This is a genomic window from Pseudomonas oryzihabitans (assembly GCF_001518815.1).
Taxonomy (GTDB): Bacteria; Pseudomonadota; Gammaproteobacteria; order Pseudomonadales; family Pseudomonadaceae; genus Chryseomonas; species Chryseomonas oryzihabitans_E.
On sequence record NZ_CP013987.1, the window covers coordinates 785,899 to 800,561 of the forward strand.

The 14,663-nt window shown below is 68.0% G+C and carries 11 protein-coding genes; 7 read left to right on the forward strand and 4 right to left on the reverse strand.

Going from position 1 to position 14,663, the window contains the following annotated elements; all coding sequences use genetic code 11:
• Nucleotides 1-61: 61 nt before the first annotated feature.
• The 4 genes from APT59_RS03625 (at nt 62) to APT59_RS03640 (ending at nt 4,648) form a co-directional block, all read left to right on the forward strand.
• Nucleotides 62-967, forward strand: coding sequence for a LysR family transcriptional regulator (locus APT59_RS03625; RefSeq protein ID WP_059313594.1), 906 nt, complete (start codon nt 62-64; stop codon nt 965-967).
• Between the two features lie 107 nt (nt 968-1,074).
• Nucleotides 1,075-2,265 (forward strand): CaiB/BaiF CoA transferase family protein, encoded by a 1,191-nt coding sequence (locus tag APT59_RS03630; protein WP_059313595.1) that lies wholly within the window; start codon nt 1,075-1,077, stop codon nt 2,263-2,265.
• Complete coding sequence (locus APT59_RS03635; RefSeq protein ID WP_059313596.1) at nt 2,262-3,188, forward strand: hydroxymethylglutaryl-CoA lyase; 927 nt, start codon at nt 2,262-2,264, stop codon at nt 3,186-3,188. Before APT59_RS03630 ends, APT59_RS03635 begins: the two co-directional genes overlap by 4 nt.
• A 74-nt stretch (nt 3,189-3,262) precedes the next feature.
• Nucleotides 3,263-4,648, forward strand: coding sequence for an MFS transporter (locus tag APT59_RS03640; protein ID WP_059313597.1), 1,386 nt, complete (start codon nt 3,263-3,265; stop codon nt 4,646-4,648).
• A gap of 2 nt (nt 4,649-4,650) precedes the next feature.
• On the opposite strand, the gene APT59_RS03645 is transcribed toward APT59_RS03640, so the two are convergent.
• The gene (locus APT59_RS03645; RefSeq protein WP_059313598.1) at nt 4,651-7,749 is read right to left on the reverse strand and encodes a multidrug efflux RND transporter permease subunit; all 3,099 of its coding nucleotides are present in this window, start codon (nt 7,747-7,749) and stop codon (nt 4,651-4,653) included.
• Complete coding sequence (locus APT59_RS03650) at nt 7,749-8,900, reverse strand: efflux RND transporter periplasmic adaptor subunit (protein WP_059313599.1); 1,152 nt, start codon at nt 8,898-8,900, stop codon at nt 7,749-7,751. The genes APT59_RS03645 and APT59_RS03650 overlap by 1 nt, the downstream gene beginning before the upstream one ends.
• A 150-nt stretch (nt 8,901-9,050) precedes the next feature.
• Here APT59_RS03650 and APT59_RS03655 point away from each other — a divergent pair, with 150 nt between their 5' ends.
• From APT59_RS03655 to glsB, 3 genes are all read left to right on the forward strand, one after another.
• Nucleotides 9,051-9,746, forward strand: coding sequence for a response regulator transcription factor (locus APT59_RS03655; protein ID WP_082696278.1), 696 nt, complete (start codon nt 9,051-9,053; stop codon nt 9,744-9,746).
• A 176-nt stretch (nt 9,747-9,922) separates the two neighbouring features.
• The gene (locus APT59_RS03660; protein WP_059313600.1) at nt 9,923-11,239 is read left to right on the forward strand and encodes an ATP-binding protein; all 1,317 of its coding nucleotides are present in this window, start codon (nt 9,923-9,925) and stop codon (nt 11,237-11,239) included.
• A gap of 75 nt (nt 11,240-11,314) precedes the next feature.
• Nucleotides 11,315-12,229, forward strand: coding sequence for a glutaminase B (gene glsB / locus APT59_RS03665; protein WP_217265993.1), 915 nt, complete (start codon nt 11,315-11,317; stop codon nt 12,227-12,229).
• A 5-nt stretch (nt 12,230-12,234) separates the two neighbouring features.
• Here glsB and APT59_RS03670 read toward each other — a convergent pair whose 3' ends face one another.
• Complete coding sequence (locus APT59_RS03670; RefSeq protein ID WP_059313602.1) at nt 12,235-13,119, reverse strand: hypothetical protein; 885 nt, start codon at nt 13,117-13,119, stop codon at nt 12,235-12,237.
• An 85-nt stretch (nt 13,120-13,204) separates the two neighbouring features.
• On the reverse strand, nt 13,205-14,644 hold the full coding sequence (gene cls, locus APT59_RS03675; RefSeq protein WP_059313603.1) for a cardiolipin synthase: 1,440 nt from the start codon (nt 14,642-14,644) through the stop codon (nt 13,205-13,207).
• Nucleotides 14,645-14,663 lie beyond the last annotated feature (19 nt).

Genomic DNA, 14,663 nt, shown 5'->3' on the forward strand with positions numbered 1-14,663 from the left:
GGCTATCCCGGACGGGGCTGGGTCCTGTACAAGGACCTCTGGCCGCCAGGACCCGCTGACGATGCACTACCGCAACCTGCTCCGCCGCCTCGATCTGGTTTCGCTGCAACTGCTGCTGGCGGTGCACGAGGAGGGCACCCTGACCCGCGCCGCCGAGCGCGAGATGATCGCCCTGTCCGCCGCCAGCAAGCGCCTGCACGACCTGGAGCGCTCGCTCGACATCGAACTCTTCGAGCGCAACGCCAAGGGCATGACCCTGACCCCGGTCGGCGAGACCCTGCTTTACTACGCCAAGCGCATCCTCGCCGACGTCGAGCGCATCAGCATCGACGTCGGTGAGCACCTGCAGGGGGTGCGCGGCTACGTGCGGATGATGGCCAACATCTCCGCCATCATCGAATTCCTGCCCGAGGATCTACAGGCCTTCGCGGTCGGCCATCCCCAGGTCAAGGTCAGCCTGGACGAACGACCCAGCGCCGGCGTGGTGAAGGGCGTGCTGGAAGGCGCCGCCGACCTGGGCATCTGCTCCTCGGATACCGACACCCGTGGCCTGCTGGCCGTGCCCTACCGGCAGGACACCCTGGTGGTGGTGATGCGCCCGGATCATCGCCTGGCTGGAGCCTCGCGGCTGGCCTTCGCCCAGACCCTGGACGACGACCACGTCGGCCTGCACGCTGACAGCTTCATCAACCTGCGTACCAAGGCGGCCGCACGCAGTCACGGCAAGGCCTTGCGGCTGCGCATCCATGTGCCTGGTTTCGATGCCGTTTGCCGCATGGTGCAGGCCGGCTTCGGCCTGGGGGTGCTGCCGCTGCAGGCCTTCGAACTCATCGGTCGGCCGCTCGGACTGGTCGCCGCCGCCCTGGAGGATGACTGGGCGCAACGCAGCCTGGCGCTGGTAGTGCGCGACGTGGACTCCCTCTCACCGGTCAGCCGGTTGCTCTACGACCACCTGCTGCAGGTCTGAATCCAGGCCTTCGTGTTTCGCGAAGGCCTGTTGCCGAAAGACGTTTATCCCCGGCTGACCGATTGTCCTAGCATCGGTGCATTCCAATAACAACGAGGCTAGTCCGCATGACGGCTCTTACCGGACTGCGTGTCATCGAGATCGGCACGCTCATCGCCGCCCCCTTCGCCGCGCGCCTGCTGGCCGAATTCGGCGCCGAGGTGATCAAGATCGAAGCCCTGGACAAGGGCGATCCCCTGCGCAAGTGGCGCAAGCTGCACGAGGGCACCTCGCTGTGGTGGTACCTGCAGTCGCGCAACAAGAAGTCCCTGGCGCTGAATCTCCGCTCCGCCGAGGGCGTGGCCCTGGTAAAGCAGCTGGTCGAGGGCGCCGACGTGCTCATCGAGAATCTGCGCCCGGGTGCCCTGGAAAAGCTGGGTCTCGGCTGGGACGTCCTGCACGCCCTCAACCCCAAGCTCACCCTGGTGCGCATCTCCGGCTACGGTCAGACCGGCCCCTATCGTGATAGACCCGGCTTCGGCGCCATTGGCGAGGCCATGGGCGGCATCCGCTATACCACCGGTACTCCAGGTACGCCGCCGGCACGGGTCGGGGTCAGCCTGGGCGATTCCCTGGCCTCCATGCACGCGGTGATCGGCGCGCTGATGTCGGTGCTGCGGGTCAAGACCGGCCAGGGCGACGGCCAGGTGGTCGATGTCTCCCTAGTCGAGAGCGTATTCAACGTGATGGAGAGCCTGGTGCCGGAGTACTCCATGCTCGGCCATGTGCGCGAGCGCACCGGCGGGGCGCTGCCGGGCATCGCACCGTCCAATACCTATCCCACCCGTGATGGCGCCTATGTGGTGGTCGCCGGCAATAGCGATCCGATCTTCGTGCGGCTGATGCAGGCCATCGGCCGGCCGGATCTCGCCGAGCGGGCGGACCTGGCGCAGAACGATGGGCGTGCCCGCCACAGCGAGCTGATCGACGACGCCATCGCCGCCTGGACCGGCAGCCTGGGGATCGACGAGGTGCTGGCGGTACTGGAAGGCGCCGAGGTGCCGGCCGGGCGCATCTATTCCGCCGCCGACATCGTCGCCGATCCCCACTACCAGGCGCGGGACATGCTGCTGGACACCACCTTGCCCGATGGAGCCACCCTGAAGATGCCGGGCATAGTGCCCAAGCTGTCGGCAACGCCGGGCCAGGTGAACTGGCAGGGTCCGACCCTCGGCCAGCACACCGATACCTTGCTGACCGAACTGGGGCTGAGCGAGGCGGACATCCAGCGGCTCAAGAAGGATGGGGTGGTGCAATGAGTGCCGAGCGCCTGATCGTCCAGGAAGTGGCGCCGCGTGATGGCTTGCAGATCGAGCCGAGCTGGGTGGAAACCGCTGACAAGATCGCCCTGATCGACCAGCTGTCTGGCCTGGGCTTCTCGCGGATCGAAGCCGGCTCCTTCGTCTCGCCCAAGGCCGTGCCCATGCTGCGCGATGGTGAGGCGGTGTTCCAGGGCATCGCCCGCCGGCCCGGGGTGACCTATGTCGCCCTGGTGCCCAATCTCAAGGGTGCCCAGCGCGCCCTGGCAGCGGGTGCCGATGAATTGAATCTGGTGCTCTCCGCCAGCCAGACCCACAACCAGGCCAACATGCGCATGAGTTGCGAGCAGTCGCTGGCCAGCTTCGCCGAGGTGGTGCAGCTGGCCAAGGGGCAGGCGGTCTCGCTCAACGGCACGGTGGCGACCACCTTCGGTTGCCCGTTCGAGGGACGCATCGACGAAGGCTGGGTGTTCGAACTGGTGCAGCGCTACCTGGCGCTGGGCATGACCGGCATCACCCTCGCCGACACCACCGGCATGGCCAATCCACGGCAGGTCGCGCGGATCGTCCGTCAGGTGCTGGAACTGATCCCGGCGTCCGCCCTGACCCTGCATTTCCACAATACCCGCGGCCTGGGCCTGAGCAACGTGCTGGCCGCCTACGAGGCCGGCGCCCGTCGTTTCGACGCCGCCCTCGGCGGGCTCGGCGGCTGTCCCTTCGCGCCTGGCGCGTCCGGCAACATCTGCACCGAGGACCTGGTGAATCTCTGCATGGAAATCGGGGTGGAGACCGGCATCGATCTGGAGCAACTGATCGCGCTGTCGCGTACCTTGCCGGCGCTGCTCGGCCACGACACCCCTGGCCAGGTGGCCAAGGCCGGGCGCAACTGCGACCTGCATCCGCCGCCTGGGGCGAGTGGCTAACCCCCGCCCACCCTTCGTTCGCCCTGACTACAACAACAAAGGAGCGCCAGCCTGGCCGCTCCCGGGAGATCGCTATGCATCCGTCCGCCACCCCCGCCGCCGTCGCGGCCGCTGAGCACACCCTGGTCCGCAAGGTCGCCTGGCGGCTCATGCCGCTGATCATGGTCTGCTACCTGTTCGCCTTCTTCGATCGCATCAACATCAGCTTCGCCAAGTTCCAGCTGCAGGCCGACCTGTCGCTGAGCAACACCGCCTATGGCCTGGGCGCGGGACTCTTCGTGGTGGGCTATGTGCTGTTCGAGGTACCCAGCAATATGATGCTGTACAAGGTCGGCGCACGGCGCTGGATCGCCCGCATCATGATTTCCTGGGGCATCGCCACGGCGCTGATGATGTTCGTCACCGCCGAATGGCAGTTCTATGTGCTGCGGTTCCTGATCGGCGCCATGGAAGCCGGCTTCGCCCCGGGCATCCTCTACTACCTGACGCTCTGGTTTCCGCAGAGCTACCGCGGCCGCATCACCTCGACGCTGTTCCTGGCCTCGGCCTTTGCCGGGCTGATCGGCGCCCCGGTCTCGGGACTGATCCTCGGCCAGCTGGACGGCCTGCTCGGCATGCGCGGCTGGCACTGGCTGTTCCTGCTCGGCGGCCTGCCCTGCGTGCTGCTGGGCGTGCTGGTGCTGCGCCTACTGCACGACCGCATCAGTGATGCGCCCTGGCTCAGCGGCGAGGAAAAGACCTTTCTGGCCAGCCGCATCGCCCGCCATGAAAACAACGCCCACGGCTCGCTGCTGGCGGCGATCCGACTGCCGGGTTTCCTGCTGCTCGGACTAATCTATTTCCTGATCCAGGTCGCCTCCTATGGCCTCAACTTCTGGGCGCCGCAGCTGATTCGCAGCGCGGGCACCGAGAGTCCCACCATCATCGGGCTATTGACCGCCGTGCCCTATGTCTTCGGCGCCATCAGCATGGTGGTGGTAGGGCGGTTGTCGGACGCCAGCGGCGAGCGGCGCAAGTTCGTCTGCGGCCTGGTGATCGCCGGGGCATTGGGATTCTTCAGCGCAGGCCTCTTCGCTGACCACACCACCCTGCTGATCCTCTCCCTGGCGCTGATGGGCGCCGGCATCATCGCCTCCATTCCGGCCTTCTGGGCGCTGCCGCCGAAACTGCTCGCCGGCGCGGGAGCCGGTGCCGCGGGCGGTATCGCCCTGATCAACACCCTGGGACAGTTCGGCGGCATCGTCAGCCCGGTGATGGTGGGCTACATCAAGGACGTGACCGGCAGCACCACCCCGGCGCTCTATCTCATCGGCTGTACCAGCCTGCTGGCCGCCGGCCTGCTGTTCTGGGCACTGCCGCAGAGTCTGCGGACTTCGGACCGGGTGGGTGCCCGGACGCCAGAACCCGCGCCGGTCGAGGACGTCGCGCTGCTGGGGGACAAGCGTCCCCTCAACTCCTGAGGCTAGCGGTCCGGTGCGCGCCAGCGCCGGACCAGCCTGAGCACCAACACGAAGAACACCGGCACGAAGACCAGCGCCAGGGTGGCGCTGAGCATGCCGCCGATCACCCCGGTGCCCACCGCCTGCTGGCTGGCCGAGCTGGCGCCGGTGGCCAGGGCCAGCGGTACCACGCCGAGGATGAAGGCCAGCGAGGTCATGACGATGGGCCGCAGGCGCAGCCGGGCGGCACGGCAGGTGGCCTCGTACAGGTCCATGCCGCCGTCGTGCAGGCTCTTGGCGAATTCGATGAGCAGGATGGCGTTCTTGGCGGTGAGACCTATCACCGTGATCAGGCCGACCTTGAAGAAGACGTCGTTGGGCATGCCTCTCAAGGTCACCGCCAGCACCGCGCCGAGCACCCCCAGGGGCACCACCAGCAACACCGCGGTGGGAATCGACCAGCTCTCGTAGAGGGCGGCGAGGCAGAGGAACACCACCAGCAAGGACAGCCCCAGCAGCACTGGCGCCTGGCCGGCGGAGAGGCGTTCCTGCAGCGACAGCGCCGTCCATTCCAGGGCGAAGCCCCGCGGCAGCTCCGTGGCCAGGCGCTCCAGTTCGGCCATGGCCTCGCCGGTGGTGTGACCGGGCAGCGGCTCGCCGGACAGGCTGATGGCCGGATAGCCGTTGTAGCGCGACAGCTGCGCCGCACCCTGGGTCCAGTCGGCGCTGACGAAGGCGGAGAGCGGCACCATGCGGCCACGCTCATTGCGCACTTCCAGCCGCAGCAGGTCGTCCACCTGGCTGCGGGTGCCCAGTTCGGCCTGGACGATCACCTGCTGCATCCGTCCGCGATTGGGAAAGTCGTTGACGTAGCTGGAGCCCAGAGCGGTACCCAGCGTCTCGCCGAGGGCGGCGAAACTTACCCCCAGCGCAGCGGCCTGGCGGCGATCCACCACCAGTTGCACCTGGGCACTGTCGGCCAGGGCCGTCTCGCGCACATAGGCGATGATCGGATTGCCGGCGAGCTTCTCCTGCAGTTGGTCCCGCGCCGCCTTGAGCGCGGCCTGGCCGCGATTGGACCTGTCCTGCAGGCGCACCTCGAAACCGCTGGAGGTACCCAGGCCTTCCACCGGCGGAGGCAGCACGGCGAAGCCCTGGGCCTCGCTCTCGCCGGCCAGGGCGGCATTGGCGCGCTCGGCGATGGCTGCGGCGGAATCCGCTGAGCCGCGGGCGGACCAGTCCTTGAGGGTGGTGAAGGCCAGGGCGGCGTTCTGGCCGCTGCCGGAAAAGCTGAAGCCGAGCAGGACGAGGTCGTTGGCCACGCCTGGCTCCTTGGCGTAATGGCGCTCCAGGCGCTCGATCACCTTGAGGGTGCGCTCCTGGGTGGCCCCGGGCGGCAGCTGGATGTCGGTGATCAGATAGCCCTGATCCTCGGTGGGCAGGAAGGCGCCGGGCAGACGGCCATAGAGCACCACCAGCCCCACCAGCAGGGCGGCGAACAGCACGAGGTTCGGCAGCAGTCGGCGGATGGCACGGGCCACCCAGCCTTCGAAGCTGCCGGTCAGCCGCTCGAAGCCGCGGTTGAAGGCGCCAAAGAAGCCGCCGCGCGCATGAGTGCCCGTGGCGATCGGCTTGAGCAGGGTGGCGCACAGCGCCGGGGTCAGGCTCAGGGCGAGAAAGGCGGAGAAGAGGATGGCCACCGCCATGGACGCCGAGAACTGGCGATAGATGACGCCGACCGAACCGCTCATGAAGGCCATGGGCACGAAGACCGCGGTGAGCACCAGGGTGATGCCGACGATGGCGCCGGAGATCTCGCCCATGGCCTTGCGGGTGGCCGCACGCGGATCCAGTCCCTCCGTGGCCATGAGCCGCTCAACGTTCTCCACCACTACGATGGCGTCGTCCACCAGGATGCCGATGGCCAGCACCATGCCGAACAGGGTCAGCACATTGATCGAATAGCCCAGTGCCAGGAGCACGGCGCAGGTGCCCAGCAGCGCCACCGGCACCACCAGGGTCGGGATCAGGGTGTAGCGCAGATTCTGCAGGAACAGGTACATCACCGCGAAGACCAGCGCCATGGCCTCCAGCAGGGTATGGATGACCTGGGTGATGGAGATCTTGACGAAGGGCGCCGTGTCGTAGGGGATGTCGTATTTCATCCCAGGTGGAAAATACTGGGACAGCTCGGCCAGCTTGGCGCGCACCGCCTGGGCGGTGGCCAGGGCGTTGGCGGTGGGTGCCAGCTGCACCCCGACCGCCACCGAAGGCTTGCCGTCCAGCCGCGTGCCGAAGTTGTAGCTCTGGCTGCCCACCTCGACCCGGGCCACGTCGCCCAGGGTCACGCTGGAACCGTCGGCCCCGGCACGCAGGAGGATGCCGGCAAACTCTGTAGGATCGCTGAGCTGGCCCTTGATCAGCACCGGTGCGGTCAGTTCCTGGCTAGCGGGGGCAGGCAGTTCGCCAAGGCTGCCGGCCGCTACCTGGACGTTCTGCTCGGCGATGGCCCGGGTCACGTCCGCCGGGGTCAGGCCGAAGGCCACCAGCCGACTGGGATCGAGCCAGACGCGCAGGGCGTGCTCGGCCCCGAACAGCTGGGCCTTGCCCACGCCGTCCAGGCGGCGCAGCTCGTTGACCACGTTGCGTGCCAGGTAGTCGCTCAGGGCGGTGGTGTCGAGGCGCTCATCGGTCGCGGAGAGGGTGACGAACATGAGGTAGCCGGCCGAGGTTTCCTCGATCTGGATGCCCTGCTGGGTGACCGCCCGCGGCAGGCGCGGCTCCACTACCTTGAGGCGATTCTGGATGTCCACCTTGGCCAGCTCCGGATCGGTGCCGGGCTGGAAGGTCACGGTCAGGGTGGCGCTGCCCTGGCTGCTGCTGGAGGAGAAATAGAGCAGGTGATTGACGCCATTGAGCTCCTGCTCGACAAGGCTGACCACGCTCTCGTCCAGGGTCTGCGGCGAGGCGCCCGGATAGGTCAGGTACAGCTCGATCTGCGGCGGCGCCACATTGGGGTACTGGGCCACCGGCAACTGCGGGATGGCCAGCAATCCGGCGAGCAGGATGAACAGCGCCACCACCCAGGCGAACACCGGGCGGTCGATGAAGAAGTTGGCCATCAGCGCACCTCCGCCGCGGTGGCCTGGGCTTCTTCGGGCTCCACCACCAGTCCCGGCTGGGCCTGTTGCAGGCCCGAGAGCAGTACTCGCTCACCGGCGGCGAGGCCGGACTCCACTACCCAGCGGCCTTCAACCACCGGGCCCAGGCGTATCTCGCGCAGGGCTACCCGGTTCTCGGCGTCCACCACCCAGACCTGGGCCTCGCCGTCGACGCTGCGCTGCACCGCCCGCTGCGCCACGCTCAGGCCCTGGTCGATGCGCGCCTGTTCCAGGCGCACCCGCACGAAGCTGCCAGGCAGGAGGTCGTGCCGCGGATTGGGAAACCGGCTGCGCAGGGTGATCTGCCCGCTGTTGGTGTCCACCGCGAGATCGGCGAACAGCAGGCGGCCTTCTTCGGGATAGGGGCTGCCGTCCTCTTGCAACAGGGTCACCCGCGCCTGATCCGGCGCCACCTGCTGTAGCCGGCCGTCCCGCAGCGCATCGCGCAGGGCCTTGAGCTGGCGGGTCGACTGGGTGACATCGGCATGGATGGGGTCCAGTTGCTGGATGATCGCCAACGGCGTGGCGTCGCCCTGGCCGACCAGCGCGCCCTCGGTGACCAGCGCCTTGCCGATGCGCCCGGTGATGGGGGCGGTGACCGTGGCGTAGCCCAGGTTCAGCCGCGCCCGCTTGAGCGCCGCCTGGGCGGCTGCCACCTCGGCCTCGGCCTGCAGGCTGGCACCGCGGGCGTTGTCCTGCTCCTGGCGGCTGATCGCCTCGCTCTCGACCAAGGCCGCGTAGCGTTCGGCCAGGCGCCGCGCCTGGAAGGCACTGGCCTCGGCCTTGCGCAGGGCGGCGGCGGCACTGTCCACCTCGGCCTGCAAGGGCGCCGGGTCGATGCGGAACAGCACGTCACCGGCCTTGACCTCACTGCCTTCGCGAAACACCCGCTGCAATACGATACCGGCGACTCGCGCCCGCACCTCCGCGGTCCGCGGCGCCACCAGGCGGCCAGTGAGTTCGCTGGCGATGGCCAGGGGCATGGTCCGCAGCCTCTCCACCTGCACCTTGGGCGCGGGCGGGGCGGCGGCTTCCTCGGCCGGACGGTCGCAGGCGGCGAGGAGCAGACAGAGCAGCACGAGGCTGCCAAGGGCAGGGCGGGTCAGGGACATCGGGACTTCCTCCAGGAGAGCGCCATGGTAGGCGGCGCGCGCTCGCGGTCCTGTAAACGTCTGTAGCGCTCTTGTGAAAGAGTGTTAAGGCAGGCGCCAGCCGACTCGACGCTCGGCTATGCTCGGGCTTTCCCCGCGCGAAGACCTGCCGTGATCCCCTTGCTTATCGTCGAAGACGACGCCGCCCTGGCCGAGCTCATCGCCACCTATCTGGGCCGCCAGGGCTATGCCGTGACCGTCATCGGTCGCGGCGACGAGGCCCTGGCCGCGGTGCGACGGCTGCGCCCGCAGCTGGTGGTGCTCGACGTCATGCTGCCCGGGCTGGACGGCCTGCAGGTCTGCCGTCAGCTGCGCGCCGCCCAGCCCGGTCTGCCGATCCTGATGCTCACCGCCCTGGACGACAGCCACGATCAGGTGCTGGGGCTGGAGATCGGCGCCGACGACTACGTCAGCAAGCCCTGCGAACCGCGAGTGCTGCTGGCGCGCATCCGCACCCTGCTGCGCCGCTGCCAGCTGGGTGACACGTCCCAGGACGACGGCCTGGTCATTGGCCAACTGCGGTTGCTGCCAGGCGAACGCCAGGTCTGGTGGCGGGACCAGCTGGTGGAGCTGTCGTCCACCGAATTCAACCTGCTGGCGATCCTCATGGGGCATGCCGGCGAGGTGCTCAGCCGTGACCAGCTGATCCAGCAGCTGCGCGGCATCGAATTCAACGGTGTCGACCGCTCGGTGGACGTGGCCATCTCCAAGTTGCGCCGCCGCTTCGAGGAACATCCCGGCGAAGCCCGGCGGATCAAGACCGTCTGGGGCAAGGGCTATCTCCTCAGCCGTGCCGAGTGGGATTAGTGTGGTGTCTCGGACGTTAACTGCACGATGTTGGCGGCACTTCTTGTTTCAGGGCTAGGCGCTACTTCTCGCCATTGCCCTGCTATGGCGAGAAGTAGCGCCTAGCCCATCCGGAGCGCCGAACCGAGCGAAACCACTCGCCAATTCTTGCGCGAACTTCTGAGGCGCCACACTAGATGTTCAAGATCCTCGTCCGGCTCTACCTCATCCTGCTGGTGACCTACGGTGCCGCCAGCTACCTGGTGCCCGAGGCCCTGCTCAAGGTGTTCGACGAGCGTTACAGCCGCTACACCCTGGAGCAGCTGCACGGTCCGCTCAGCCTGGTGCAGCGCGCCTTCGCCACCACGCCGGTGGAACGCTGGCCGGCGTTGCGAGACGAACTGGCCACGGAGCTGGCGCCCATCAGCCTGCGCCTGGTCGCACCTGATGATCCGGCCCTCACCCTGGAGGAGCGCACGGCCCTGGCCGCTGGCGAGCGGCGGGTGCGGCTGGGTGACTATGGCGAACCCAGCGCGGCCCTGGTCCCACTGCCGGGCGAACGGCTGCTGTGGATCGGCATTCCCGAGGCGCCCACCGACATTGCCCTGACCTATTGGGCGATGAACGCCCTGATCGGCGCCGCCTTGCTGATCTGCCTCTATGTCTGGCTGCGCCCGCACTGGCGCGACCTGGAACGGCTGCGGCGTACCGCGGCGCGACTGGGCAAGGGCCATCTCGGCGAGCGTACGGCCATCTCGCCACGCTCGGACATCGGCGAGCTGGCGCGGGCCTTCGATGACATGGCTCAGGAGCTGGAGGCGCTGATCGTCCAGCAGCGCGACCTGCTCAACGCCGTCTCCCATGAATTGCGCACGCCGCTGTCACGCCTGGAATTCGGCCTGGCGCTGCTGCAGGCCGATCCGCTGCCGGCCGAGACCCAGCGGCAGCTGGAACAACTGGTCCGCCACGTCCGCGAACTGGATGCCCTGGTCGACGAACTGTTGTCCTTCGCCCGGCTGCAGAGCAGCCAGCAGCCCCCCGAGCGCCTGAGCCTGGATCTGAGCGCCTTTCTCGACAGCGTGCTGGCCGACTTCACCGAAGAAGAGGAACGCCGCGGCGTCGAGGTGCACCTGGAATTCGCCGCCGCCCCGGCCCGAGCCGAACTGGCACCGCGCCTCACGGCGCGCGCCCTGCAGAATCTGCTGGGTAATGCGTTGCGCTATTGCCAGCGCGAGGTCTGGGTGACGGTTCGCGGTGAGGGCCATGAGCTGCTGATCGCGGTCGAGGACGACGGTGAAGGCATTCCGGCAAGCGATCGCGAGCGGGTCTTCGAGCCCTTCTACCGGCTGGATCGCAGTCGTGATCGCGCCACCGGCGGCTTCGGCCTGGGCCTGGCCATCAGCCGTCGCGCGGTGGAAAACCAGGGCGGTCGTCTGGACCTGGCCGCCGGCACGCGGGGCGGTGCCCGCTTCGAGATCCGTCTGCCTCTGCCGCCGCGCGCGGGGCTCGCCTGAGGCCGCCGCGGCCCCTACACTGGCGCCCCCGCCCGCTTCGGAATTGCTATGCCAGAGCCCTTCGATCGCCATCAGCTGCAGCCTCTGCTCGACCGCATCGCCGCCGCCGCGCCGCACCATTTCGGCGAAGGCAAGGTGGCCGACTACATCCCGGCCCTGGCCGAGGTGGAGCCGGATCACTTCGGCATCGCCGTCTGCGATGTCAACGGCCAGGTCTGGCGTGCCGGAGCGGCTGACACGGCCTTTTCCATCCAGTCCATCTCCAAGGTGCTCAACCTGGTGATCGCCATGCAGCGCCTGGACGAGCCGGACATCTGGACCCGCGTCGGCCGCGAACCCTCCGGCCATGCCTTCAACTCCATGGCCCAGCTGGAAGAAGAGAAGGGCGTGCCGCGCAATCCCTTCATCAATGCCGGTGCCGTGCTGGTCTGCGAACTGCTGGTGTCCCGCATCATGTCGATCCACTGGATGATGCGCGAACAGGCGCGGCGCCTGGCCGGCAATCCGGCGATCAACTTCGACGACCGGGTAGCCCGTTCGGAGATGGACCACAAGGCGCGCAACGCCGCCCTGGCCTATCTGATGAAGGCCTACGGCAATCTCACCAGCGAGGTGGACGACGTCCTCGACGTCTATTTCCACGGCTGCGCCCTGGCCATGAGCTGTGTCGACGTAGCCCGCGCCTTCGCCTTTCTCGCCAACGGTGGGGTCAACCCCCAGGACGGCCAGCCGGTGGTGACACCCCAGCAGACTCGCCAGCTCAATGCCCTGCTGCTGACCTGCGGCCTCTACGACGCCGCAGGCGACTTCGCCTGGCGCGTCGGCCTGCCGGGCAAGAGCGGGGTAGGGGGCGGCATCGTCGCCATCGTGCCGGGGCAGATGAGCATCTGCGTCTGGTCCCCGCGGCTGGACAGCTACGGCAACTCGGTGGCCGGCCTGCGTGCGCTCGAAAGCCTGGTGGAAGGCCTGGGGGTCGCGCCGCTGGGCTGAGCGGCCTAGTAGGCCATGGACAGGCTGAGAGTCACCTGGGGCACCACGCTGTCTGTTTCCCCCTCCGGACCGCTCAGGTCGCGCAGGGCGCCGTCACGGTAGAGCGCCAGGGCCTCGGCGCGGGCGCTCCAGCGCGTCTCGCCCCAACGGAACGGCTGCTCCAGGGCCAGGCCGGTGCGGGCATAGAGCCGGTCGCCAGAATCCGGTCCGTAGAAGCCATTCCAGCCCACCCCCAGGGCGCTGGGGAAGCTCAGGCGCAGGCCACTGGCCGAGAGGTCCAGCCCGGGTTCCAGGCTGCCCTGGGTATAGAGACCGCTGTCACCCTGGGTGCGGGTGGTCACCGCCAGCCCCGGACGCCAAGCGCCCAGGCCCGACTCGGCCTGGTAGGCCAGGGTCAGGCTGGCCTCCTGGGTAGTGGCGGCGACATCGTTGGGGCTGCTCTTGACCGTATAGACGAAGCCGACCTTCAGGCCTTCCGCCGGCGATATCACCAGGCCGAGCAGGTTGTTGCTCTCGTACCAGCGTCTGGGGCTGACCCGCTCGTCAGCCGATGGGGTATGAAAGCCGTTGCTGCTGCTGAACACCAACCAGGCATCGGCTACGCCATCGGCACCCTGGTGCAGATCCAGGGCGAAGCCGGCCTGAACATGCAGGGGGATGCGGTCGATACTGGCCGCATCGTCGTCATAGTTGCCGCGGGAGAAATCGCCATTGCGGGCATCCACGCCCAGTTGCGGGTGGAAGCGCCCGGAGGTCTCGCTAACCTCCACGCTGCTCAGCGCGGCGTCTTCGCTGTCGAGGGAGGGCACGCTACGCGGCGCGGCGGTGGCATCCAGGACCAGAAAGCCCGCCAGCAGACAGAAACAACGCAGGGGCGAGGGGGATGGCATGGCAGGCGACTCCGGGGACACGGGGCGCTCCGGGCGTGGCGCCATGGGGCATCGGACCGGGCCGTCCCAGAGCGGGTTCCGGGGTCTACAGCACCGGCGAGAACACCCGCGCTACCCGCATGGCTACCCGCCGCCAGCGGCGCAGGGCCACGTTGTCCTCGGGCGTGAGTTCGCGGGAGCGGCTGAAGTCGTGCTCCAGCATCTTGCGCACCTCCCAGGCGAAGGGGACGTCCATCACCATCACCATGACCTCGAAGTTGAGGCGGAAGGACCGATTGTCCAGGTTCGCGCTACCCACCGCGGCGACGTCCTCGTCGATCAGCACCACCTTCTGGTGCAGGAAGCCAGGGCCGTAGCGAAACACCCGCACTCCCGCATGCACCGCCTCGAAGGCATAGAGGTAGGAGGCGGCATAGACCACCTTGTGATCCGGCCGCGAGGGCAGCAGGATGCGCACGTCCACTCCGCGCAGGGCGGCCAGGCGCAGGGCCGCCGACACGGCTTCGTCGGGGATGAAGTAGGGGGTGGTGATCCAGATGCGATGACGCGCCGAATGGATGGCCTCGACGAAGAACAGTGAGCAGGTCTCCTGGTCATCCGCCGGCCCGCTGGGCACCACCTGGCACAGCACCCCGCCTTCTTCGTAGCGTTCCGGCAGCAGCAGGGTGGGCAATCGGCGGGTCACCCAGTACCAGTCCTGGGCGAAGGTCTCCTGCAGGGTGGCCAGGGCGGGGCCACGCAGCTCCAGGTGGGTGTCGCGCCAGGGCGCCAGGGGTGGCTTGAGCCCCATGTATTCGTCGCCGACATTGAGGCCGCCGGTGAAGCCCACCTCGCCATCCACCACCACGATCTTGCGGTGGTTGCGGAAGTTGACCTGGAATCGGTTGATCAGTCCGCGGCGGTTGCTGAAGCCCTTTACCTCGCAACCGGCTTCGCGCAGCGTTTCCACGTAGCTCCGCGGCAAGGCATGGCTGCCGATGGCATCGTAGAGCAGATAGACCTTGACCCCGGCGCGGGCACGGTCGAGCAGGGTGTTCTGCAAGGCCAGGCCGAGGGCGTCGTCGTGGATGATGAAGAACTGCACCAGCACCACCTTCTGCGCGCCGCGGATGGCACCGAGGATGGCGGCGAAGGTTTCCTCACCGTTGATCAGCAGCCGCACCTGATTGTTGGCCACGCAGGGGGTGCCGGTGAGGGCGGTCATGGCCCGGAGCTTGCGATTGGCCGCACTGCACTGCTGGGCGGCCATGGCTTCGGCGATCCAGGGCCGCCAGTCCAGTTCGGCGGCCTGGCGCGCCATCTCCTCGTCGGCCTGGCGCCGCGCCTTCACATAGCTGTCGAAGCGTCGCCGGCCAAACACCAGGTAGGGAATCAGGCTGAGGAAGGGCATGAACACCAGTGCCATGGCCCAGGCCATGGCGCCCTGGGCAGTGCGCACCGTGACGATGGCATGCACCGCCGCGCTGATGCCGATCAGTTCGAGGACCAGGGCGACGTAGTGAAGATCGAGGGGCAGGGAAGGCACGCGGGCAGCTCTCGCTCCT

Excerpts from the sequence above, each read along its gene's own strand:
- APT59_RS03625 (WP_059313594.1), top strand. The coding sequence starts at position 62 with ATGCACTACCGCAACCTGCTCCGCCGCCTCGATCTGGTTTCGCTGCAA.
- APT59_RS03630 (WP_059313595.1), top strand. The coding sequence starts at position 1,075 with ATGACGGCTCTTACCGGACTGCGTGTCATCGAGATCGGCACGCTCATC.
- APT59_RS03635 (WP_059313596.1), top strand. The coding sequence starts at position 2,262 with ATGAGTGCCGAGCGCCTGATCGTCCAGGAAGTGGCGCCGCGTGATGGC.
- APT59_RS03640 (WP_059313597.1), top strand. The coding sequence starts at position 3,263 with ATGCATCCGTCCGCCACCCCCGCCGCCGTCGCGGCCGCTGAGCACACC.
- APT59_RS03645 (WP_059313598.1), bottom strand. The coding sequence starts at position 7,749 with ATGGCCAACTTCTTCATCGACCGCCCGGTGTTCGCCTGGGTGGTGGCG.
- APT59_RS03650 (WP_059313599.1), bottom strand. The coding sequence starts at position 8,900 with ATGTCCCTGACCCGCCCTGCCCTTGGCAGCCTCGTGCTGCTCTGTCTG.
- APT59_RS03660 (WP_059313600.1), top strand. The coding sequence starts at position 9,923 with ATGTTCAAGATCCTCGTCCGGCTCTACCTCATCCTGCTGGTGACCTAC.
- APT59_RS03670 (WP_059313602.1), bottom strand. The coding sequence starts at position 13,119 with ATGCCATCCCCCTCGCCCCTGCGTTGTTTCTGTCTGCTGGCGGGCTTT.